This is a genomic window from Pseudomonas sp. LTJR-52, from assembly GCF_003691465.1.
In the GTDB taxonomy this organism is placed as follows: Bacteria; Pseudomonadota; Gammaproteobacteria; order Pseudomonadales; family Pseudomonadaceae; genus Chryseomonas; species Chryseomonas luteola.
In genome coordinates this window covers 2,622,749-2,643,263 of sequence record NZ_CP033105.1, presented here as the reverse complement: position 1 = coordinate 2,643,263, position 20,515 = coordinate 2,622,749, and the positions used below count along the sequence as shown (strand labels likewise).

18 protein-coding genes are annotated in these 20,515 nt (G+C 55.1%); 14 read left to right on the top strand and 4 right to left on the bottom strand.

What is annotated here, in order from left to right:
* The first annotated feature begins 663 nt into the window (after positions 1–663).
* The 7 genes from EAW52_RS12400 (at position 664) to EAW52_RS12370 (ending at position 8,222) form a co-directional block, all read left to right on the top strand.
* Positions 664–1,413 carry a GntR family transcriptional regulator gene (locus EAW52_RS12400; RefSeq protein WP_122042628.1) on the top strand — a complete coding sequence of 250 codons (750 nt, stop codon included), beginning with the start codon at positions 664–666 and terminating at the stop codon, positions 1,411–1,413.
* Positions 1,410–2,306: a methylisocitrate lyase gene (gene prpB / locus EAW52_RS12395; protein ID WP_019367498.1), complete on the top strand. Its 897-nt coding sequence runs from the start codon at positions 1,410–1,412 to the stop codon at positions 2,304–2,306. The genes EAW52_RS12400 and prpB overlap by 4 nt, the downstream gene beginning before the upstream one ends.
* Before the next feature lie 75 nt (positions 2,307–2,381).
* The gene (gene prpC, locus EAW52_RS12390) at positions 2,382–3,515 is read left to right on the top strand and encodes a 2-methylcitrate synthase (protein WP_122042627.1); all 1,134 of its coding nucleotides are present in this window, start codon (positions 2,382–2,384) and stop codon (positions 3,513–3,515) included.
* A 61-nt stretch (positions 3,516–3,576) separates the two neighbouring features.
* The gene (gene prpD, locus EAW52_RS12385; RefSeq protein ID WP_122042626.1) at positions 3,577–5,061 is read left to right on the top strand and encodes a 2-methylcitrate dehydratase; all 1,485 of its coding nucleotides are present in this window, start codon (positions 3,577–3,579) and stop codon (positions 5,059–5,061) included.
* A 246-nt stretch (positions 5,062–5,307) separates the two neighbouring features.
* A complete protein-coding gene (locus EAW52_RS12380; protein ID WP_010798210.1) occupies positions 5,308–6,648 on the top strand; it encodes an aromatic acid/H+ symport family MFS transporter in 1,341 nt (446 codons plus the stop codon).
* Positions 6,649–6,669: 21 nt separating this feature from the next.
* Entirely contained in the window at positions 6,670–7,926 is a 1,257-nt protein-coding gene (locus EAW52_RS12375) for a gallate dioxygenase (protein WP_074826233.1), read from the top strand.
* 74 nt (positions 7,927–8,000) lie between these two features.
* Positions 8,001–8,222 carry a hypothetical protein gene (locus EAW52_RS12370; RefSeq protein ID WP_010798212.1) on the top strand — a complete coding sequence of 74 codons (222 nt, stop codon included), beginning with the start codon at positions 8,001–8,003 and terminating at the stop codon, positions 8,220–8,222.
* Between the two features lie 33 nt (positions 8,223–8,255).
* Here EAW52_RS12370 and EAW52_RS12365 read toward each other — a convergent pair whose 3' ends face one another.
* Positions 8,256–9,461, bottom strand: coding sequence for a LysR family transcriptional regulator (locus tag EAW52_RS12365; RefSeq protein WP_122042625.1), 1,206 nt, complete (start codon positions 9,459–9,461; stop codon positions 8,256–8,258).
* A gap of 139 nt (positions 9,462–9,600) precedes the next feature.
* On the opposite strand from EAW52_RS12365, the gene galB reads away from it, so the two are divergent.
* The 7 genes from galB to EAW52_RS12330 all read left to right on the top strand — a co-directional run bounded on the left by galB (position 9,601) and on the right by EAW52_RS12330 (position 16,737).
* On the top strand, positions 9,601–10,338 hold the full coding sequence (gene galB / locus EAW52_RS12360) for a 4-oxalmesaconate hydratase (RefSeq protein ID WP_122042624.1): 738 nt from the start codon (positions 9,601–9,603) through the stop codon (positions 10,336–10,338).
* Entirely contained in the window at positions 10,335–11,051 is a 717-nt protein-coding gene (locus EAW52_RS12355; protein ID WP_019367504.1) for a 4-carboxy-4-hydroxy-2-oxoadipate aldolase/oxaloacetate decarboxylase, read from the top strand. Before galB ends, EAW52_RS12355 begins: the two co-directional genes overlap by 4 nt.
* Before the next feature lie 3 nt (positions 11,052–11,054).
* On the top strand, positions 11,055–12,137 hold the full coding sequence (locus tag EAW52_RS12350; RefSeq protein WP_122042623.1) for a 4-oxalomesaconate tautomerase: 1,083 nt from the start codon (positions 11,055–11,057) through the stop codon (positions 12,135–12,137).
* A 68-nt stretch (positions 12,138–12,205) separates the two neighbouring features.
* Positions 12,206–13,090 carry a LysR family transcriptional regulator gene (locus EAW52_RS12345; RefSeq protein ID WP_122042622.1) on the top strand — a complete coding sequence of 295 codons (885 nt, stop codon included), beginning with the start codon at positions 12,206–12,208 and terminating at the stop codon, positions 13,088–13,090.
* 114 nt (positions 13,091–13,204) lie between these two features.
* The gene (locus tag EAW52_RS12340) at positions 13,205–14,068 is read left to right on the top strand and encodes an amidohydrolase (protein WP_122042621.1); all 864 of its coding nucleotides are present in this window, start codon (positions 13,205–13,207) and stop codon (positions 14,066–14,068) included.
* Positions 14,069–14,123: 55 nt separating this feature from the next.
* Positions 14,124–15,440: a dicarboxylate/amino acid:cation symporter gene (locus tag EAW52_RS12335; RefSeq protein WP_010798219.1), complete on the top strand. Its 1,317-nt coding sequence runs from the start codon at positions 14,124–14,126 to the stop codon at positions 15,438–15,440.
* Between the two features lie 70 nt (positions 15,441–15,510).
* A complete protein-coding gene (locus tag EAW52_RS12330) occupies positions 15,511–16,737 on the top strand; it encodes an OprD family porin (RefSeq protein WP_122042620.1) in 1,227 nt (408 codons plus the stop codon).
* Positions 16,738–16,865: 128 nt separating this feature from the next.
* On the opposite strand, the gene EAW52_RS12325 is transcribed toward EAW52_RS12330, so the two are convergent.
* From EAW52_RS12325 to baeS, 3 genes are all read right to left on the bottom strand, one after another.
* Positions 16,866–17,936, bottom strand: coding sequence for a glycoside hydrolase family 5 protein (locus EAW52_RS12325; protein WP_305955128.1), 1,071 nt, complete (start codon positions 17,934–17,936; stop codon positions 16,866–16,868).
* 403 nt (positions 17,937–18,339) lie between these two features.
* A complete protein-coding gene (locus tag EAW52_RS12320) occupies positions 18,340–19,032 on the bottom strand; it encodes a response regulator (protein ID WP_122042619.1) in 693 nt (230 codons plus the stop codon).
* Positions 19,033–19,034: 2 nt separating this feature from the next.
* On the bottom strand, positions 19,035–20,438 hold the full coding sequence (gene baeS / locus EAW52_RS12315; protein WP_122042618.1) for a sensor histidine kinase efflux regulator BaeS: 1,404 nt from the start codon (positions 20,436–20,438) through the stop codon (positions 19,035–19,037).
* Positions 20,439–20,515 lie beyond the last annotated feature (77 nt).

Below are 20,515 nucleotides of genomic sequence, written 5' to 3'. Positions count from 1 at the left end.
TAAATAACGACTTATTTCATGTCTGGCTTTAAGCCAAGGCCTAGTACTTTTCATATCCAACCTATCCGAACACCTGCGAGTCACGTTCAGACGCAACTCTTCTGGATACTCTCAAGCATGAACCTGCCGTAGCCGTACCGTCCATCCTTATAGGATCCACAGTTATCGGTATGGGACTCTAATGAAGCCTGTCCGATTCGCTTTGACCGGCCTATGGGGTAAATGGGTGCTGTTGATAAACAAGGGCTAGGTTTACCTGAGTTTGCGCATCTTGAGGGCATGCCGGTTATGACGAAGTCATGTTCGATTTGCCGGGACGGAACAGACAGCGGGAGTTTACCCAGCAGAAATAGGGCAGCCCATGCCCAGCACCCGCTAGGAATAATTTGCTGGTGTTGTGTGTTGATGAGGAGCATTCCGCGCTACCCAAAGGCGGCTGAAAAGCTGGAGCACCAGCCCGTTGCACCAGAATGTTCATATTGGCTGATAAACAATCTGACCTATTAGGGCCCAGACGGATAGTACGTAGTGCTATGCCGGGTCTCCAGGGTTACAGTGATTACCAGCGTTGAAACCAAAGAAGATTAAGATTGTTGACACTTTTCTGTTTTTGGGCCTAATGTCTAACGCAAAGGTCGCTAAAAAAATAAATGTGTCGACAGTATGAATCAACTAAGCGAAATACCTTCTGCCAATACGCCTGAAAGCGAGACGCTTTCAGAGCATGTCTTTCGCCATATCCAGGCGGCCATCATTAAGGGTGAAATCAAACCGGGCAGCAAAATTTCCGAGCCTGAGCTGGCGCGTACCTATGGAATCAGTCGAGGTCCATTGCGTGAGGCTATTCATCGTCTGGAAGGGCAAAAGCTGGTCGTACGCGTGCCCCACGTGGGCGCTCGTGTTGTCTCTCTGGGCCTTGAGGAGCTGGTTGAGCTCTATCAAATCCGTGAATCGCTTGAAGGAATGGCGTGCCGACTGGCAGCCGAGCGCATGACCGACGCAGAGATTCTCGAACTGCGGCAGGTGCTAGAAACCCATGAGCAAGACGCCTCGTTTCAAGCAGGGGTGGGGTACTACCAGCAGGAAGGCGACCATGATTTTCATTACCGCATCATTCAGGGCAGCCGAAACCGCACACTGACCCGCATGCTGTGTGATGAGCTGTATCAGCTGGTGCGCATGTACCGGATCCAGTTTTCCGCCACACCCCACCGGCCGCGCCAGGCCTTTGCCGAGCACCATCGTATTCTCGACGCCATCGCTGAGCGTGACGGTGAGCTGGCCGAACTCTTGATGAAGCGCCACATTGCTGCGTCACGGCGCAATATCGAGCGCCAACTTGACACTCAGCACCAACCCGAGCATGCCGTGGTAAGCGCGGCGTCTGCCAACAAGAATAGAGGTGAATCATGAGTCAGGGTCTTTCCATGCGTCCCGGCCAGCGTTTTCGAGAGGCTGTTGCGGTCGAACATCCGCTCCAGGTAGTTGGCACTATCAATGCCAATCATGCCTTGCTAGCCCAGCGCGCCGGCTTTAAGGCCATTTACCTGTCCGGTGGTGGCGTTGCAGCCGGTTCATTGGGGCTACCGGATTTGGGTATTTCAAACCTGGATGATGTCTTGACTGATGTGCGCCGGATTACCGATGTGTGCGACTTGCCATTGCTGGTTGACGTAGATACCGGGTTTGGCTCGTCAGCGTTCAATGTGGCCCGCACGGTCAAATCAATGATCAAGTTTGGCGCGGCGGCCCTGCATATCGAGGATCAGGTGGGGGCCAAGCGCTGCGGTCATCGACCCAACAAGGAGATCGTCTCGCAGCAGGAAATGGTGGATCGCATCAAAGCGGCCGTGGATGCCCGGACTGATGACAGCTTTGTGATCATGGCGCGAACCGATGCATTGGCGGTTGAAGGCTTACAGTCGGCTATCGATCGAGCCTGCGCCTGTGTAGAGGCGGGCGCGGACATGATCTTCCCAGAAGCCATGACCGAGCTTGAGATGTACAGGGAGTTCGCTGGCGCGGTGAAGGTACCGGTACTGGCAAATATTACCGAGTTTGGCTCGACGCCACTGTTCACAACCGAGGAGCTGGCCTCCGCAGATGTCTCGTTGGTGCTCTATCCCTTGTCGGCTTTCCGCGCCATGAACAAGGCGGCTGAAAACGTCTACACCGCGATTCGGCGCGACGGTACACAGAAGAATGTAGTCGACACCATGCAAACGCGTATGGAGCTATACGAAAGCATTGGCTATCACGAGTTCGAGCAAAAGCTGGATGCGCTGTTCGCCCAGAACAAGCGCTGATCCGGCGAAGGTCCGTCAGCTAACCTGACAGATGCAGTTGCACCATCCATAACAAGTCCAAGAAAGGAGAGAGCAATGGCTGAAGCAAAAGTATTGAGCGGCGCTGGCCTACGGGGTCAGGTCGCCGGCCAGACAGCCTTGTCTACCGTAGGTAAAGAAGGCGCCGGTCTGACCTATCGAGGTTATGACGTGCGCGAGCTGGCCGAGCATGCCCAGTTCGAAGAAGTGGCCTATCTGCTGTTCCGGGGTGAACTGCCGACTACGGAGCAGTTGAATGACTACCGTGATCGACTCATGACGTTACGTGATCTGCCACAGGCGTTGAAAGAGGTGCTTGAGCGCATCCCAGCGCAGGCACATCCGATGGATGTGATGCGGACCGGCGTCTCGATGCTGGGCAACCTGGAGCCTGAGCGCAGCTTTGAGCAACAACAGGCCGTATCGGATCGGCTGCTCGCCGCATTACCGGCCATCATGTGCTACTGGTATCGCTTCAGCCATCAGGGTGTGCGCATCAAGTGCGTAACGGAAGAACCCTCTATTGCCGGGCACTTCCTCAAGCTTCTGCATGGCAAGGCACCCAACGAGCTGCACCGCAAGGTGATGAACGTGTCGCTGATCCTTTACGCCGAGCATGAGTTCAACGCCTCGACGTTTACCGCGCGCGTATGTGCATCCACGCTTTCGGACATGTATTCCTGTATCACCGGTGCGATTGGTTCATTGCGTGGACCTCTGCATGGTGGGGCCAACGAGGCAGCCATGGACATGATCCAGCGCTTCAAGTCACCTCAAGAAGCTATTGAGGGCACGCTTGGCATGCTGGAGCGCAAGGACAAGATCATGGGCTTTGGCCATGCCGTCTATAAGGATGCGGACCCGCGTAATGAAGTCATCAAGGTCTGGTCGAAAAAGCTCGCCGAGGAAGTAGGAGATACGGTGCTATTCCCTGTATCCGAAGCGATCGACCACACCATGTGGGAGCAGAAGAAGCTGTTCCCCAACGCCGATTTCTACCACGCGTCCGCGTACCACTTCATGGGAATTCCCACCAAGTTGTTTACCCCGATCTTTGTCTGCTCGCGGGTTACAGGCTGGGCGTCCCATGTGTTCGAGCAGCGTGCCAACAACCGCATCATTCGCCCGAGTGCGGAGTACACCGGCGTCGAGCAGCGCCCGTATGTGCCGCTCGAAGAGCGCAGCGCGTAGATACATCCAAAGGCAGTGACTGCCGCTGCCTCACATAACAATGAACCATGAGAGCGAGAGCATGAGCGCCAACGTCGATCTGAATAATCGTCCTGACTATGACAACGTCCTGCAGGACATCGCCGACTACGTCCTGAACTATACGATTGACTCTACCGAGGCGCTAAACACGGCGCGTAATTGTCTGATAGATACGCTGGGGTGTGGCCTTCTGGCCCTGCGTTTCCCAGAATGCACCAAGCATCTGGGTCCGTTTGTGGAAGGGACCGTGGTGCCGTATGGCGCGCGCGTACCCGGAACGAGTTTTCGCCTGGACCCGGTAAAGGCTGCCTGGGATATCGGCTGTATCGTGCGTTGGCTGGATTACAACGACACCTGGCTCGCAGCGGAGTGGGGACATCCTTCGGATAACCTGGGCGGCATTCTGGCAGTAGCCGATCATTTGTCGCAAAAGCGCGTTGCGCAGGGCGAGGCGCCTCTGACCATGCGCGCCGTGCTTGAAGCCATGATCATGGCGCACGAGATTCAGGGCGTGTTTGCGCTGGAGAATTCCTTCAACCGGGTCGGGCTTGACCATGTCATTCTCGTCAAGGTGGCGTCGACGGCGGTTGCGGCCAAGTTGATGGGCGCCAATCGCGAGCAGATGCTTGCCGCTATCTCTCACGCCTTTGTAGACGGACAGGCACTGCGTACGTACCGGCATGCACCGAATGCAGGGTCGCGTAAATCCTGGGCGGCAGGGGATGCCACCAGCCGCGGTGTACGTCTGGCTGACATTGCCATGCGCGGCGAAATGGGTATTCCGGGCGTGCTGAGCGCACCTCAGTGGGGCTTTTATGATGTGCTGTTCAGCCATACCAACAAGGATCTAGAGACCAAGCCGCAGGACAAGCGCCAGTTCAGCTTCCCGCAGGGTTTTGGCAGTTACGTAATGGAAAACGTCTTGTTCAAGATCAGTTTCCCTGCAGAGTTTCACGCCCAGACGGCGGCCGAGGCAGCGGTCATTCTGCATCCCCAGGTTCGTGAGAAGCTCGATCAGGTCGAGAAAATCGTGGTGACTACCCACGAGTCTGCCATCCGCATCATTTCCAAGGTCGGCCCGCTGGCCAACGCGGCTGACCGCGACCACTGCTTGCAGTACATGATTGCCGTGCCGCTGTTGTATGGGGACCTGGTGGCCGAGCACTACGAAGATGCCTTCCATGCAGCGCATCCGCTGATCGATCAGTTGCGCGAGAAAATGGAAATCATCGAAGACCTGCGCTACAGCCAGGAGTACCTGGAGTCTGACAAGCGCTCTATAGCCAATGCCATCCAGGTATTCTTTAAGGATGGCACCTGTACCGACAAGGTCACGGTAGAGTATCCGATTGGCCATCGCCGTCGCCGCGACGAAGGCATCCCGCTGCTCGAGGCCAAGTTCAAGAACAACCTGGCTACCCGTTTCCCGGCACAGCGCTGTGAGCAGATTTTTGCTTTGTGTAAGGATCAGGCGACCCTCGAGCGTACTCCAGTCAATCGGTTCGTTGATCTCTTTGTTATCTGACGTATCCCTTCAGGCTCGTATGACACGGGCTTGCCTTCCTTTCAGCGTCAGGCACCCGAGTATCGTTTCGCTCAGGTGCCTGACGCCCTCATAAAAAAATCAGATACCCCCTTAAGCATTTCCCAGACGACGGGCCAGGCGAGTGGCTTTAACGTCTGGGCTGACCGTGAGGCAGTTTCGTTCTGCCATCACGTGATAAGCCCTATGGGCATTCGAATCACCATAAAAACAACAAGGGTGGCCGTCATGCACACCGACTCGCCTGTCGACGTTAAACAATGGATTGATAACCGGCCTGTCTCGGGCTATCAGTGGTTGATCCTTGTCCTGTGTTTTTTCATCGTCCTGTTCGATGGTGTGGATGTCGCCGTCATGGGCTTCATTGCGCCGTCACTGATGCAGGACTGGAATCTATCCAAAACCGCCTTCGGACCGGTCATGAGTGCGGCCATGGTTGGTCTTGCGGTGGGTGCATTGGTTGCGGGCCCTTATGCCGACCGCTTCGGTCGCAAGACGGTACTGCTTGGCGCTGTGACTGTATTTGGTGCGCTGAGCCTGGCATGCGCCTTCGCACGTAACCCTTATGAGCTGGCCATCCTGCGTTTTCTCACCGGGGTAGGGCTCGGAGCGGCGATGCCCAATACGACGACACTGCTTTCGGAGTATTTACCCGAGCGCTATCGCTCCGTGCTGATTACCGTGATGTTTACCGGGTTCAACCTGGGCTCGGGTGCCGGCGGCTTTGTAGCTGCCTGGCTGATTCCCCATTATGGTTGGCAGTCTGTGCTGCTGGTGGGTGGCCTTCTACCTATCCTCTTGCTGCCGTTCCTCTGGCTGTTTTTGCCTGAGTCTGCCCGGTTTCTTGTCGTAAAAGACGCACCTGCCGCCCGTATCGCCAAAGTGCTGAATCGACTGGGTGGCCAGTTTACGGCGCAAACACGTTTTATCACGCTTGAGCCTACGGTTCACCACAAGGCGCCGGTTCGCGCCTTGTTTGCAGAGCGTTATCGTTTAGGAACGTTTTCCCTCTGGGTTACCTATTTCATGGGGCTGCTCGTGATCTACCTGATGATGGGCTGGTTGCCTACGCTGATTCGTGAGTCCGGTATCCCGATCGAGCGTGCAGCGACCATCACAGGACTGTTTCAGATTGGCGGGACGGTAGGAGCAATCGTGGTTGGCTGGATCATGGACAGGCGTAATCCCAATCGTGTTATTGCAGGCTCCTATGCCTTGGGCGGTGCATTCATCCTGCTCTTGGGTGCCTTTGGCCTGGAATCCAGCCTGCTGACACTTGGCGTTATCGCGGCGGGCTTTTGCATGAGCGGCGCGCAGACAGGTCTTAATGCCTATGCCCCTGGCTATTACCCTACCGAGTCCCGCGCCACAGGTGTGAGCTGGATGTTGGGGATAGGCCGCTTTGGTGCGATCTTCGGCTCGGTAATCGGTGGTGCGGTGCTGAGCCTTGGGCTGAGCTTCGGGTTGATTTTTGCAGTGCTGGCGATACCGGCTTTCGTGGCAGCGCTGGCCATACTGGGCAATGGTTATGCTGCACGGCGTGCAGCCCAGCCTGCCTTGGCGTCTTGATCATTCATTAAGGATTATTTTATGGCACGTATTATCGGAGGCCTGGCCGTCTCGCACACGCCTACGATCGGCTTTGCAGTCGACCACAACAAGCAGGAGGAGGCCGCCTGGGCGCCCATCTTCAAGAGCTTCGAGCCGATGAAGGAGTGGCTTAAGGATAAGCAGCCTGATGTGCTGTTTTATATCTTCAACGATCACATCACCTCGTTCTTCTTCGATCACTATTCAGCCTTCGCCCTTGGCGTAGACGATCACTATGGTGTGGCAGACGAGGGCGGTGGCGTACGTGGACTGCCTGCCATTGGTGGGCATGCGGCGCTGGCCCGGCATATCGGGGCCAGTCTCATGGCTGATGAGTTCGACATGTCGTTCTTTCGTGACAAGCCGATCGACCATGGTCTGTTCTCGCCCATGTCTGCGCTGCTGCCGTTCGAGCCGGAATGGCCGGTAGACGTAGTGCCTCTGCAGGTCGGTGTGTTGCAGTTTCCGATCCCGAGTGCCAAGCGCTGCTACAACCTGGGACAGGCCTTGCGGCGTGCCATCGAGAGCTATCCCGAGGATCTGAAGGTGGTCATTGCTGCCACGGGTGGTGTGTCCCATCAGGTCCATGGTGAGCGGTGTGGCTTCAATAATCCTGAATGGGACGCCCAGTTTGTTGATCTCTTTGTCAACGACCCCGCGCGTCTTACCGAGATGACCATTGCCGAATACGCAACGCTGGGTGGACTTGAGGGGTCGGAGGTCATCACTTGGCTGATCATGCGTGGTGCGCTCTCATCCAATGTAAAGCTGATTCACCAGGATTATTACCTGCCTTCGATGACCGGGATCGCGACGCTGCTCCTGGAAAACCAGGCGCGGCCATTACCCATCGACGTACAAGCCCGCCACCGCGAACACATGAACCATCAGTTGGCTGGTGTCGAAAAGCTGGAGGGCACGTACCCGTTTACGCTGGAGCGCAGTGCCAAAGGATATCGGCTGAACAAATTCCTGCATGGCATGATCACTCCGGCCTGGCGTGAGCGTTTTCTGGAGGAACCGGAGGCCATGTTCGAGGAAGCCGGCCTGACTGACGAAGAGCGCGACCTGATTCGACGCCGCGATTGGCGTGGGTTGATTCACTACGGTGTTATTTTCTTCCTGCTAGAGAAGCTCGGCGCGGTGGTAGGGGTATCCAACCTGCACATCTATTCAGCCATGCGTGGCCAATCACTGGAAGAGTTCCAGAAAACGCGTAATCAGCAGGTGCTGTACTCGGTTGCTGGAAAGAAATAACTCCAACCCAGGGCGCGGTGCCTGTCGCTGCGTCCATTCACTAAATGGCGATAGTCCATTGGCAGTCTGGTGTCATGACGTTTCTGGAAGCACTTCTCGCCCTGGCACTTGCTGCCGAAATACACGATTCTAACGAGGCCGTAACACGAACGGCCAAGCGATGCCTTGACCAGATTCCTGCCAAATACAAGGCAGTAGTGGCATCCATCGCAGACAGTCCTTCACCACTGTTTTGCGTCAAGGTGCTGATCAAAACCATCCCTGACAGCGTTATTGGCAAAGTGGGTGCGGTCTAGGCTGGCTTATAAAGCGCCTGCATCCCAGTAAAATCAGGCGTCCAAGCGCTCCAGGGCTACTTCACGGATCTTTTCCATCAACGCTTTGGCTGCAGGTGAGTGCAGGCCACCGGTGCGGTAGATCAGACCTATGGCGCGGGTGGTATGGCGAAGCCGCAAGGGGAGACGTTGCAACTCGCCTGAGGCGATCTCGTATTCAAGTTGATGGGCTGAAACGACAGCCAACATATCAGAGCGTACGAGCAGCCCACGGATAATCGCCAGATCCCCCGTTTCAACTACCGGTAGTGGCGTTTCCGTACCCAGCTCGCTAAAGAAGGCATCGAGCTGGTTGCGGGCCGGCGAGCCTGCACGGGGCAGCACCCAGCGAGCATGGATAAGGTCATTGGTATTTACCCCTTGATCCAGTAATGGATGGCCCCGGCGTACCAGTACCACCAGCTCTTCAGTCAGCAGCGTTTCACCCAACAGATCGCTGGCATAGTCGGAGGGGCGCAGGGCGCCCAGTACAAAGTCGATGTCACCGGCCCGTAGGTCGGTAGCCAACAGGTCAAACGCACTTTCATTGGTCGCCACACGAATTTGAGGGTACGCAGAGACGAGGCGCACAATAGCTTCAGGCAACAGCCGGGTTCGCCCCAAGGGCAAGGCACCCACCATGACGGCTCCCTGGAGCGAGCCGCGTAGGGCGGCAATGTCGGCATCGATATGGCGCAGCTCATTCAATGCCCGACGAATCGGCAGGACAATATCCAGGCTCGCTCGTGTAGGCTGAAGGCCTTTGGGAGTGCGCTCGAACAGTGTATGGCCGCAACCACCTTCCAACACCTTGAGGGCTGCACTCACAGCGGGTTGGGTCAGACCGAAGAGGGTAGCTACTGTCTGCATATGGTGGGTTTCGCACAGTTTGACGAACACTTCCAGACGCCGGGTATGCATCAGATAAAGAGGTTCGGTGATCACGCCTGGATGGGTACCCAGCAAGCGGGGTACTGTCTCCAGCTCAGCCAGTGCCTGTCGTGCACGAGGCAAGATGCGGGCGCCGTAATCGGTCAGCCGCATTCCATTGGCATGCCGTTCGAACAATGCAATGGTAAGCCGCTCTTCCAGGTCGCGAATGGAACGGGTGACAACCGATTGCGCGCGGTACAGTACTTCAGACGCCTTGGAAACACTGCCTTGGTCCGCCACCCGGACAAACGCGCGTATCTGCATCAGATTGGGAAGTTCGGCCGTCATGGTGTTCTCTTGGCAGGGCACATGCCTGCATCATGCGCGCGGCGTGTTGATAAGTAAAAGGTATACCTGCTCTAGCTGAACGCAATATTCGCTCAGGATCAGCCGTGCGACTCTCCTTGAAAACATGAGGAGCCTGGACATGATCGATTCCAACAAAAAAACTGCTCTGGTTGTCAGCGCCCATTCCGCTGATTTCGTCTGGCGTGCAGGTGGCGCTATCGCTCTGCATGCCAGGCAGGGTTATGACGTGCATGTCGTCTGCCTGTCTTTTGGTGAGCGGGGCGAGTCAGCCAAGCTCTGGCGCAAAGGCGAAATGACCGAAGAGAAGGTCAAGGCGGCGCGCCGTGAAGAGGCGCAGGCGGCAGCTGAGATACTGGGAGCCACTGTCGAGTTCTTCGACATTGGTGATTACCCTATGCGTGCCGACAAGGAAACGCTATTTCGTCTGGCCGATGTGTTCCGCCGCGTACAGCCGGAATTTGTGCTTAGTCACTCGCTGAAGGACCCCTACAACTACGACCATCCACTGGCTACGCACCTGGCACAGGAAGCGCGCATCATCGCTCAGGCAGAAGGCTACAAGCCGGGCGAGAAAATTGTCGGTGCGCCGCCCGTCTATTGCTTCGAGCCGCACCAGCCTGAGCAGTGCGAATGGCGCCCGGACGTACTGCTGGACATCACCGACGTGTGGGACAAGAAGTATGCCGCTATTCAGTGCATGGCTGGCCAGGAACACTTGTGGGAGTACTACACTCGTGTAGCGCTACAACGCGGCGTACAGGCCAAGCGCAACGTAGGCATTACCTCCAGTAAGAACATCATCTACGGTGAGGGCTACCAGAGCATCTTCCCACGCGTGACGGAGAATCTGGGATGAGCAGCTTGATCGGCAAGACCGGCGTTGTAGTCCGCACTATCGCACGGGCCGAAGCGGGGCTGATTGATGAGCTGGGTCAGTATGGTGTAGCAACCGTTCACGAAGCTCAGGGTCGCAAAGGGCTGCTGGCTCCAGATATTCGCCCGATCCAGCAGGATTATGGCATCAGCGGCTCGGCTGTAACTGTACTGGTAGCACCTGGGGACAACTGGATGTTCCATGTTGCGGTAGAGCAGTGCCAGCCGGGCGATATCCTGGTCGTAGCACCCAGTTCGCCATGCCACGATGGTTACTTTGGTGATCTGCTGGCGACCTCGCTCAAAGCACGCGGTGTACGTGGGCTGGTGGTCGATGCAGGTGTACGCGATAGCCGCACGTTGCGGGAGATGGGCTTTGCCGTGTGGTCGAAAGCGGTCTATGCCCAGGGCACGGTCAAGGAAACGCTCGGCTCGGTCAACATTCCAGTGATTTGTGCCGGCCAGTTGATCAACCCCGGCGACGTTATTGTGGCTGATGACGATGGCGTTGTGGTGGTTCGGCGTGCCGAGGTGCAAACCGTGGTCGAGGCCAGTCGCAAGCGGGCCGATGCCGAAGAGCAGAAGCGGATTCGGTTGGCTAATGGCGAATTAGGGCTCGACATCTACAACATGCGTCCTCGCCTGGCCGAAAAGGGCCTTCGGTACGTTGATAGCCTGGACGAGCTGGAGGGCTGAACCATGGGACAGACTCGCATTCCTTGCCTGATGATGCGCGGCGGTACTTCCAAGGGAGCGTACTTTCTCGCCACTGATCTTCCTACCGATGAAGCACTGCGGGAAAAAGTCCTGCTGGCCGTTATGGGCTCGCCTGACAAGCGCCAGATTGACGGTATCGGCGGCGCAGATTCGCTGACCAGTAAGGTTGCGATCATCAAGCGCTCCGAGCGACCGGATGTCGATGTGGACTACCTGTTCGCTCAGGTACTGGTAGAGGAAGCGCGAGTCGACTATGGGCAGAACTGCGGCAATATTCTGGCGGGTGTTGGCCCGTTTGCCATAGAACAAGGACTGGTTCCTGTGCTGGAAGATACAACTCAGGTTCGTATCTTCATGGAAAACACCGGTCAGATTGCCGTTGCGAATGTACTTACGCCAAACGGTGAAGTGCAGTATGAAGGCGATGCCCGCATTGATGGCGTACCGGGTACGGCCGCTCCGCTGATTGTTGAATTCGAGGATATTGCTGGCTCTAGTTGTGGTGCGCTGTTACCGACCGGAAACGTGTGCGACACGTTTGATGGGATTGAGGTGACCTGTATCGATAATGGCATGCCGGTAGTGCTGCTTCGAGCGGCCGATCTGGGTCGTACCGGCTATGAAACGCGTGAGCAGCTGGATGGCGATACCGAACTTAAGACCAGAATCGAGTCGATTCGTCTTCAGGCCGGGCCGCGTATGAACCTGGGGGATGTTACCCACCGTACAGTCCCCAAAATGTGCTTGATTGCCGAACCCCAAGCGGGTGGTGCTATCAGTAGCCGAACTTTTATTCCTCATCGCTGCCACGCCTCTATTGGCGTTTTCGGTGCGGTAAGCGTGGCCTCGGCCTGTCTGATCGAGGGCTCGGTAACTGATGGGTTAGCCCAGGTAGAGCAAGGCGACTCGTTGCGGCTTTCTGTTGAACATCCCACGGGAGAATTTACCGTCGAGCTCCATCATCGGCAGGGCGAGTTGGCCGGATGTGGACTGCTGCGTACCGCGCGGTTGTTGTTTAACGGTGTAGTGTGTATACCGGCATCGGTCTGGTCCGGCAAGGTCTGAAGACGTCGGGTACTCTCATCTGCAGAAAGGCGATAAGCTGCCCTTTTGCCGTATGAGATCATGTGTTCATGGACCTCAAGCAATTGGAGTGCTTTGTACGGGTCGCCGAGTTCGGTAGCTTTACCAAGGCTGCGGCGGTACTTGGTCTGTCCCAATCGGTGGTCAGCCGGCAGGTGCGTCAGTTAGAGGTCGAGTTGCAGGAGCATCTGCTGCTGCGCAATGGCCGTGGTGTTACGCTGACGGCCTCAGGGATGCGGTTGTTCGAGCATGGGCAAGGCATCTTACGGCAGGTTCAGGTGGCTCGGGAGGAGTTGCGTGAGCAGCGGGATACCTTGTCGGGCAAAGTGGTTATCGGCTTGCCGCCGAGCATTGCACGCTGCCATACCGTCGGGCTGGTAACGGCCTTTCGCGAGCGCTTTCCTCACTGCGCGCTTGGCATTAAGGAAGGGCTGACGCACTCGATACGGGAGTGGCTGCTGCTAGGACGGCTGGATTTTGCACTGCTGTTCAACCCGGCCCAGAATGCCCAACTCTGTTATGAGCATTTGCACTCGGAGCCGCTAGTGCTGGTGGGTGCAAAATCCTCGAATCTACCAGATGAAATCCCGCTCAAGGAACTGGGCCGCTATCCCTTGATCATTCCGAGCCAACCCCATTCTTTGCGTCGCCTGGTTGAGTCCGAGGCGGCTCGCCATACCGTCGAGCTGGATGTCGCGCTTGAGGTGGATGGCATTCCTTCGCTGCTTGAGCTGGTGGCCCTGGGGTTGGGCTACGGCATTCTGTTCCGTACGGCGTTGTCCGGGCCTTATGTACCAGAAGGCCTGCGCTCGGCAGCTATTATCGACCCGGTTGTTCATACGCATCTGTTTGTTACAACCGCCGCGCAGCGGCCCCTGACGCGATTGGCTGAGCAAACGCTGGCGATGGTCCGCGAACACGTGCATAGCCGCTGACCCGTTATGCAAATCCTGCATAGCTGCTAGAACCCAGGCTTTATTGTTGCTCCAAGAAATAGCCGTCACCATCGACGTATCCCTTCGAATAATCACAATGAACGAGGAGACGTGATGAAAAGCTGTCTGGCACCTGATCCCCAACCTATCAAGCCACACCATACCCTGCCGGAAGGTGCATGGGATGCTCATTGCCATGTGTTCGGCCCAAGTAGTCGATTCCCGTACGCTACGGATCGTAGCTACACGCCACCGGATGCACCCTTTGAAACCTTACGTAATCTTCATGATTTTCTAGGCTTCAGTCAGGCTGTGATCGTACAGGCGAGCTGCCATGGCAGCGATAACCGGGCCATGCTCGACGCTATCGCGCGTAGTGAGGGACGCTATCGAGGTGTGGCCATTGTCAACGGCCATGAAAGCGATGCGCAATTGGCCGAAATGGATGCTGGTGGCGTTCGCGGCGTACGCTTCAACTTTGTAGCCCACTTGGGTGGTGCACCCGACCTGGAACTATTTGATCAGGTATTGGAACGCCTGGAACCGCTGGGCTGGCATGTGGTACTGCATTTGGATGCTCAGGATATCGTTACCTATGCCGATCGGTTGGAGCGTATCGGGGTTCCTTTCATCATTGACCATATGGGACGTGTCAAGGCTCAGGAGGGACTTGATCAGGCACCGTTCAAAGCCCTGCTGGAGCTTATGGAAAACCCGCTGGCCTGGGTCAAGGTCTGTGGTGCAGAGCGCGTTTCAGCAGGACGCAAACCCTTCGAGGATGCCATTCCATTTGCCGAACGGCTCATTGAGCATGCGCCTGATCGCGTGCTCTGGGGGACTGACTGGCCGCATCCAAATATCACCCGTGACATGCCCAACGATGGCGGTTTGGTAGACCTGATGTTTCGCTTCTGCGCTGATCCGGCGCTTCGCCAGAAACTCCTGGTAGATAACCCTATGACGCTTTATGGGCGCTGATAGAGCGCCTTCGCCACACCAAATCCAACAACAATGACTGGTAGTGGAGTCCTATATGAATCCCCTCTCGCAGGCGACCACCCCCGTAGGTGCGTCAACCCAAAACACCGTCAAGACTAAGCAACCGTTTTACCGCGCCATGTATGTTCAGGTACTGATAGGCATTCTGCTCGGCGTGGTCGTCGGGCATTTTTGGCCTGACTTTGCAGCGGATCTCAAGCCGCTCGGTGATGCGTTTATCAAGCTCATTAAGATGATTATCGGGCCGGTCGTATTCTGTACCGTGGTCATCGGTATTGCCGGCATGCAGGACCTGAAGAAAGTAGGGCGAGTAGGCGGTAAGGCCTTGCTTTACTTTGAAATCATTTCAACCCTCTCCCTGATCATTGGCTTGATTGGCGGACACTTGTTCAATCCCGGTGGTGGATTCAATATCGACCCCAGCACCCTGGATGCCTCGGCGGTTACGGGCTTTGCAGAAAAGGCCAAGCACCTGCATATGGTCGACTTTCTGATGAGCATTATTCCTACCACCTTTTTTCAGGCATTTGCAGAAGGAAATGTACTGTGCATTCTTCTGGTTTCGGTGTTCTTTGGATGTGCGCTGTCGGCCATGGGTGAGAAGGGCAAGCCGGTCTACGACATGATAGAAGGCCTGTCGGGTGTGTTCTTTCGCATTGTGCATATCATTGCCAAGCTGTCAGCCATCGGGGCGTTCGGCGCTATTGCATTTACGGTTGGTACTTATGGCGCCGCCTCACTGCTACCCCTGTTTAAACTGATCGGCAGCTTCTATCTGCTCTGCGTTCTGTTTATTGTCGTGGTGCTGGGAGGCGTTGCACGGCTCTCTGGTTTCAGCATTCTGCGCTTTATAGCGTATATCAAGGATGAGCTGCTGGTCGTGTTGGGCACGAGCTCATCCGAGGTGGTGCTACCGCAGATCATGGAAAAAATGGAGCGCCTGGGTTGCTCCAAGTCGGTTGTGGGGTTAGTTGTACCTACGGGGTACTCGTTCAACCTGGACGGCACTAATATCTACCTGACCATGGCGGTGCTCTTCATTGCCCAGGCTCTGAACATTGATTTGAGCTTAAGTCAGCAACTGACTCTGGTCATCGTGGCGATGCTGACCTCCAAAGGTGCCAGTGGTGTGTCGGGCGCGGCTTTTGTGATGTTGACCAGTACCTTGATGGTGATTCCAGTGGTGCCAGTGGCCGGCATGGTGTTGATCCTGGGTATTCACCGCTTCATGGGGACGGGCCTTGCAATGACAAACCTGGTCGGCAACGGCGTAGCTACGCTCGTAGTGTCCTCATGGGAGAAAGAACTGGACCGCGACAAGCTGGCCCAAGAGCTCCACCACAAGCACTAAATCCCGCCGTTTATCTTGGTCCTGTCCGGTTATGCCGGGCAGTGCTCTCTTGCGCCTGGAGAAAATAACAATGATTCATATCCTGCGCCATACCGTATTCACCTTAGGCATGCTTTGCTCTCTACCGTTATGGGCTGCTGGCTTCATGGATGACAGCAAGGCCCGACTCGATATCCGTAACTTCTATTACAACGGTGACTTTCGGGAAGATGCCGGTGTTTCGAAGCGGGATGAGTGGGCTCAAGGGCTTTTGCTGCAGTACGAGTCCGGATTTACCGAGGGGACGGTAGGTCTGGGCCTTGATGCGATGGGCTTTTGGGGACTCAAGCTTGATTCTAGTCCTGATCGTACAGGGAGTGGCCTGCTGCCCAAGACCAACTCGGGAGAAGCGGCAGAAGAATATTCAAAGGGCGGTATCGCGGCCAAAATCAAGTATTCCAAGACGGTGCTGCGTCAGGGAATTGCCTTGCCAAAGGTTCCGGTCCTTCAGTTCAACGGTAGCCGGATGTTTCCTCAGTTTTACCAGGGAACGCAGATCAGCTCGAATGAAATCACAGGGCTTTCGCTCAACGTTGCTCAGTTCGACCGTACCACCACCCCTGACTCGACCGATCTGCAAAAAATTATGATAGCCACCAAAGAGGGTCGCTTCCGCGCGACAGGTGAGGGCGATCATTTCCGTTATGGGGGTGGCAGTTACACTGTCACGCCAGCACTGACGGCCAGCTATTACTACGGCGAATTACAGGATATCTACCGGCAGCATTTTCTGGGGCTTACTCACCGCCAGAAATGGGGCGAAGGAACGGTAGAGGGCGATCTAAGGACCTTTTTTAGCCGTGACACAGGTGCGGCGCGGGTGGGAGAAATAGAGAGCGATGTATACAGCGGATCCCTGACGTACAGTGTGAAAGGCCATAGCTTTACGGCAGTTTATCAACATCTGGAAGGCTCAAGCGGCTTTCCTTATATCAACAATCCGTACCTGCCGAATTATGTGCAATACCATGACTTTGGCACCGCAGGTGAGCGGAGCTGGCAGGTGCGCTATGGCTATGATTTTGCCCCGATGGGGCTGCCGGGACTCAGTTTCTTTACGAGTTATATCCACGGCTCGCATCTGGATAAAGTCGGAGGAGGCCATGAGTGGGAACGTGATATAGACGTGACGTATGTCGTTCAGCAGGGCCTGAAAGGGCTTTCGATACGCTGGCGAAACGCCACCTACCGGAGCAGTTATGGCAGGGATATCGATGAGAACAGGCTGATCATTAATTATCCGTTTTCGTTCCTATAAGTATTGGGTGTCTGCTGCGTGGTCGGTGAGCGCTACTGCTCATGGAGGCTTTTACAACGTTTGCAAAAGCCTCTTCTATCTTGGCAAGACGCATGCAGGCATACGTTAGGAGCCTCCGCTGCGCAGCGCTATTTAGGTGGACCAAACGTTGAACAGCTGGTGTTGTTGACGTATTTCTTTAGCGTTGCCCATTGCGGTCTTTCGCGACCGCCAACAGGCTCTACAGACATAAAGTAATTTCCCCAGCCTGGCCCTGCTGCCCAATAGGTAGCTGGAATGCAATTCTGCTTCAGATACGCCAGCATATTGTCCATCATGGTTAGCCAGCGGGGGTCATTATCTGGAATCCCGAACTCTCCGATGTAGCCTCGCTTGCCATTTTTCTTGAGCCATTCTACAAACGGTTTTACTCGCGTTACGCCATACATGGGGTCCAGTTTTCCGACATCTACCGCCTGGTAGTTCCCACCTGCATTTTCGTCGAAATAAGAGTGAGCCGAATAGACGATATTATTTGCCGGGTCCTTCAGGTTGAGCAAAGAGTCGTTCCATTCCGGCCATCGGGTTGCGCTGGCCCAGCCGTTGCCCTCGATAATAATTGGCTTTGTTTTATCAATGACACGTACGCCATCTATCCCATATTGAGCGGCGGTTGGCCAATAGGCGAGAGCTCCATTGGGCTCGTTCATGATGTCATAGGCAAACAGTGCCGGTTGGCTACTCCACTTGGTAGCGATATGGGTCATTATTTCCTTGTAACGGGAGTAGGGTACAGCGGAGGTTCCTATGATCTGCCCCTTGTATCGCGCATAATTATGAAGGTCCAGAATAACTTTCATATTATACTTCTGAGCGTAAGCAAAGGTTCTATCCACCAAAGCGATATAGTTTTGATCAAGAGGCCCCCCGAGATTTGATTGAAGTCTCTCCCAAATAATGGGGAAACGAATCAGTCTGATGCCCTGGCTGCTCCAGTACTTAAAGTAATTTTCTGTAGGAAATACATAGTTCTTTTCATTAATGCCAGGAAGAACCTGCGGAGCAAAGCCGGCACCCGACATATTCAAGCCTAGAAGTTCAAAGCCAGCGCTCTGGGCTTTTACGTTACCATTTAAAAATCCCAAGGCTCCAGCAAGTATTATTGCTAACTGAAATTTTGATATACGCTTAATAAAATAAAGTTCGCCAAGGTACTTCATATGCGTTTTCCCGCAAAAGTTTACATACATGAATAGTTTTAACAATCCAGTCTGAACGACTTGCGAGGAAAGCATGCTTCCAGGATGCTTTAGGTAAAAGATATCATCAGTCTGGTATTCTCCTCTTTATGATTAAGGATAGTCTTATTAAAGAGGGGATTTTTTATATTGCAAGACCGATTGTCCTTATTGGGTTAGATATCTATTTGATATCGAATTGATATCTTTTTGGATTTATTAAAGTAAGTGACGTTATGTTTGTTTTATAAAATGTTCTTTTGTGGCGGCTCTTTACCCGCAATGAATGCATACGTATGAAAGCCAGTAGTCAGGCTATTTGTCGGAAGCGCCTGAAGTCTATGACACATGAAAGGGAGTAAGTAGAGGCCAGTGCCGACTCTGACTAGTCCAACTTAAAGCTGTAACCTACGCCATATACCGAGCGAATGAACTCTTGATTGGGCAGGTGTTGTTGTAGTTTGCGACGCAAATTGCTGACGTGGCTGTCTACCGTTCTGTCCGATACGATGCGGTGATCCTGATACAGGTTGTTCATGAGCTGATCGCGTGAGAAGACTTGCTCAGGGTGTTCGGCAAAGGTCATCAGCAGGCGAAACTCTACAGGCGTCAGATCAAGCAGGGCTCCGTTAAGAAAGGCCTGGTAGCGGGCGGTATCAATACTCAAGCCGCCTGGCAGGGCTGGCGCAGGTGTTTGCGTTCGACGCAGCACGGCCTTGATCCGGGCAATGACTTCGCGGGGACTGAAAGGTTTGCAGATGTAATCATCCGCGCCAATCTCCAGGCCCTGCAAGCGATCCACTTCTTCCACCCTGGCTGTTACCATGACCACAGGCGTCTGGCTGATTGCGCGAATCTCGTGACACACCTCAATCCCGTCCTTGCCGGGCAGCATGAGGTCAAGCAGGACCAGGCTTGGGCTGTATTCTGTAAAAGCAGGCAGCACCTCAAGACCGTTCATGACCAGCTGGGCATTCCAGCCAGCCGCTCTGACGTAATCTGCCAGGAGCGCGGCCAGCTTGGGTTCGTCTTCCACAATCAGGATGGTAGGTGTTGAGAGAGAGGAGCGGTGCGGCATCTTTAGTTACTCGCCAAGTCAGGCAGGGGATCAAACTGCAATGTCACGCAGAGCCCGCCCAAAGGCGAGGATGTGGCGTCGATTCGCCCACCATGGGCTTCAACAATGCCGCGGCAAATCGCCAGCCCAAGCCCAGCGCCGCCGGTGGCCCGGTTGCGTGATTGCTCGACTCGGTAGAACCGCTCGAACAGGCGGCCCAGTTGCTCTTTGGATACGCCTGGCGCGGAGTCTTCACAGCTGATGAGGATGCCGTCTCGCCCTCGTCGAGCGCGTATCAGGATATGACCGCCCGCATCGGTATAACGCAGGCTGTTTTCCAGCAAGTTAGTAAAGAGTTGTTGAAGCCGACTTTCATCACCGCTGATCCACAGCGGTTCGCCGGGTATTTCCAGGGTTAACGATAGCGCGTTTACCAAGCAGCGCCTTTCAAACGTAGCGGCAATGCCATAAAGAACGGACTCCAACTGCACCGGACGCTTTTGGTAGGCCTGAGCACCCAGCTCAGAAAGGGATAGGGCAAAAATATCGTCAACCAGCTTGCTCAAGGATTCTACTTCGGCCTGAAGGGAGGCAATTGCTTCCTTGGTCAGTGGGCGAATGCCATCTTCAAGCGCCTCCATTTCCCCTTTCAGGACAGCAAGTGGCGTTCTTAGCTCATGGGAGATATCCGCCATGAAGTGGCGTCGCATGTTCTCGTTGTTTTCCAGGGCTTTGGCCATCTGATTGAAGTCCTGAGCAAGCTGGCCCACTTCATCCTGTGAGTGGACGCCAACCCGTGTGCTGTACTCTCCTCGGGCCAGCCGATGGGTAGCCAATGCCACCTGCCTGATCGGACGCGACAGCGTGCGGGCAATACGCCAGGCAATGAAGGAGGAGATGATCAAACTGGCGCCCACGATCAACCAGATTGAGCGAACCTGGTCTTGTTGAAAGCGCTCATCACCAATGGCCGTAACGCTCTCGAAGGGCGTCATGCCCACCCAGCCTACAACCATACCGTTTGCCTGTACCGGTTTGAAGGTGGCGATGTCCTTGTAGTTGGGATAACCATTGATATAGCGGTGCTGGGCATCCAGAAGGGTGAAGCGCATATGCGCTCCCGTCAGATCGGCTATGGGAGGCTCGCGTCGGGTATGGGGCTCACCTTCATGCTGTCTGACACTGGTACTCAAGAGTTCGAACCATTGAACATGCGTTCCTACCAGAAACTGCCAGCTTCCATGTTGGGTATAGGCATCTTCCAATGTTGGAATGGCATTGGTCATGCGAATAATAGCCTGCTCGTTCAGAAAGCCTACAAAGCTGCGGGTAAAGCTCCAGTAGGCGGCAAAACCCATGCTGAGCACTGCCAGGACCGACAGGGTTTGTATGGCAATAAAGGCTTTTGTGGAAATGCTGAGCTTCATAAGGAGCGGGCCTGAAGGGTACTGCTAGTTATATTTAGGCGGGTGTGTCTGTCGTTTTCAAGGACATAGTCCAATCT

What these genes read in the sequence shown, in the direction of transcription:
- EAW52_RS12355 (WP_019367504.1), top strand. Translation starts at nt 10,335, where the DNA reads ATGAGCAGCTTGATCGGCAAGACCGGCGTTGTAGTCCGCACTATCGCA.
- baeS (WP_122042618.1), bottom strand. Translation starts at nt 20,438, where the DNA reads ATGAAGCTCAGCATTTCCACAAAAGCCTTTATTGCCATACAAACCCTG.
- EAW52_RS12350 (WP_122042623.1), top strand. Translation starts at nt 11,055, where the DNA reads ATGGGACAGACTCGCATTCCTTGCCTGATGATGCGCGGCGGTACTTCC.
- prpB (WP_019367498.1), top strand. Translation starts at nt 1,410, where the DNA reads ATGAGTCAGGGTCTTTCCATGCGTCCCGGCCAGCGTTTTCGAGAGGCT.
- EAW52_RS12375 (WP_074826233.1), top strand. Translation starts at nt 6,670, where the DNA reads ATGGCACGTATTATCGGAGGCCTGGCCGTCTCGCACACGCCTACGATC.
- EAW52_RS12380 (WP_010798210.1), top strand. Translation starts at nt 5,308, where the DNA reads ATGCACACCGACTCGCCTGTCGACGTTAAACAATGGATTGATAACCGG.
- EAW52_RS12325 (WP_305955128.1), bottom strand. Translation starts at nt 17,936, where the DNA reads ATGAAGTACCTTGGCGAACTTTATTTTATTAAGCGTATATCAAAATTT.
- EAW52_RS12335 (WP_010798219.1), top strand. Translation starts at nt 14,124, where the DNA reads ATGAATCCCCTCTCGCAGGCGACCACCCCCGTAGGTGCGTCAACCCAA.
- prpC (WP_122042627.1), top strand. Translation starts at nt 2,382, where the DNA reads ATGGCTGAAGCAAAAGTATTGAGCGGCGCTGGCCTACGGGGTCAGGTC.
- EAW52_RS12370 (WP_010798212.1), top strand. Translation starts at nt 8,001, where the DNA reads ATGACGTTTCTGGAAGCACTTCTCGCCCTGGCACTTGCTGCCGAAATA.
- EAW52_RS12400 (WP_122042628.1), top strand. Translation starts at nt 664, where the DNA reads ATGAATCAACTAAGCGAAATACCTTCTGCCAATACGCCTGAAAGCGAG.
- EAW52_RS12330 (WP_122042620.1), top strand. Translation starts at nt 15,511, where the DNA reads ATGATTCATATCCTGCGCCATACCGTATTCACCTTAGGCATGCTTTGC.
- EAW52_RS12365 (WP_122042625.1), bottom strand. Translation starts at nt 9,461, where the DNA reads ATGACGGCCGAACTTCCCAATCTGATGCAGATACGCGCGTTTGTCCGG.
- EAW52_RS12345 (WP_122042622.1), top strand. Translation starts at nt 12,206, where the DNA reads ATGGACCTCAAGCAATTGGAGTGCTTTGTACGGGTCGCCGAGTTCGGT.
- galB (WP_122042624.1), top strand. Translation starts at nt 9,601, where the DNA reads ATGATCGATTCCAACAAAAAAACTGCTCTGGTTGTCAGCGCCCATTCC.
- EAW52_RS12340 (WP_122042621.1), top strand. Translation starts at nt 13,205, where the DNA reads ATGAAAAGCTGTCTGGCACCTGATCCCCAACCTATCAAGCCACACCAT.
- EAW52_RS12320 (WP_122042619.1), bottom strand. Translation starts at nt 19,032, where the DNA reads ATGCCGCACCGCTCCTCTCTCTCAACACCTACCATCCTGATTGTGGAA.
- prpD (WP_122042626.1), top strand. Translation starts at nt 3,577, where the DNA reads ATGAGCGCCAACGTCGATCTGAATAATCGTCCTGACTATGACAACGTC.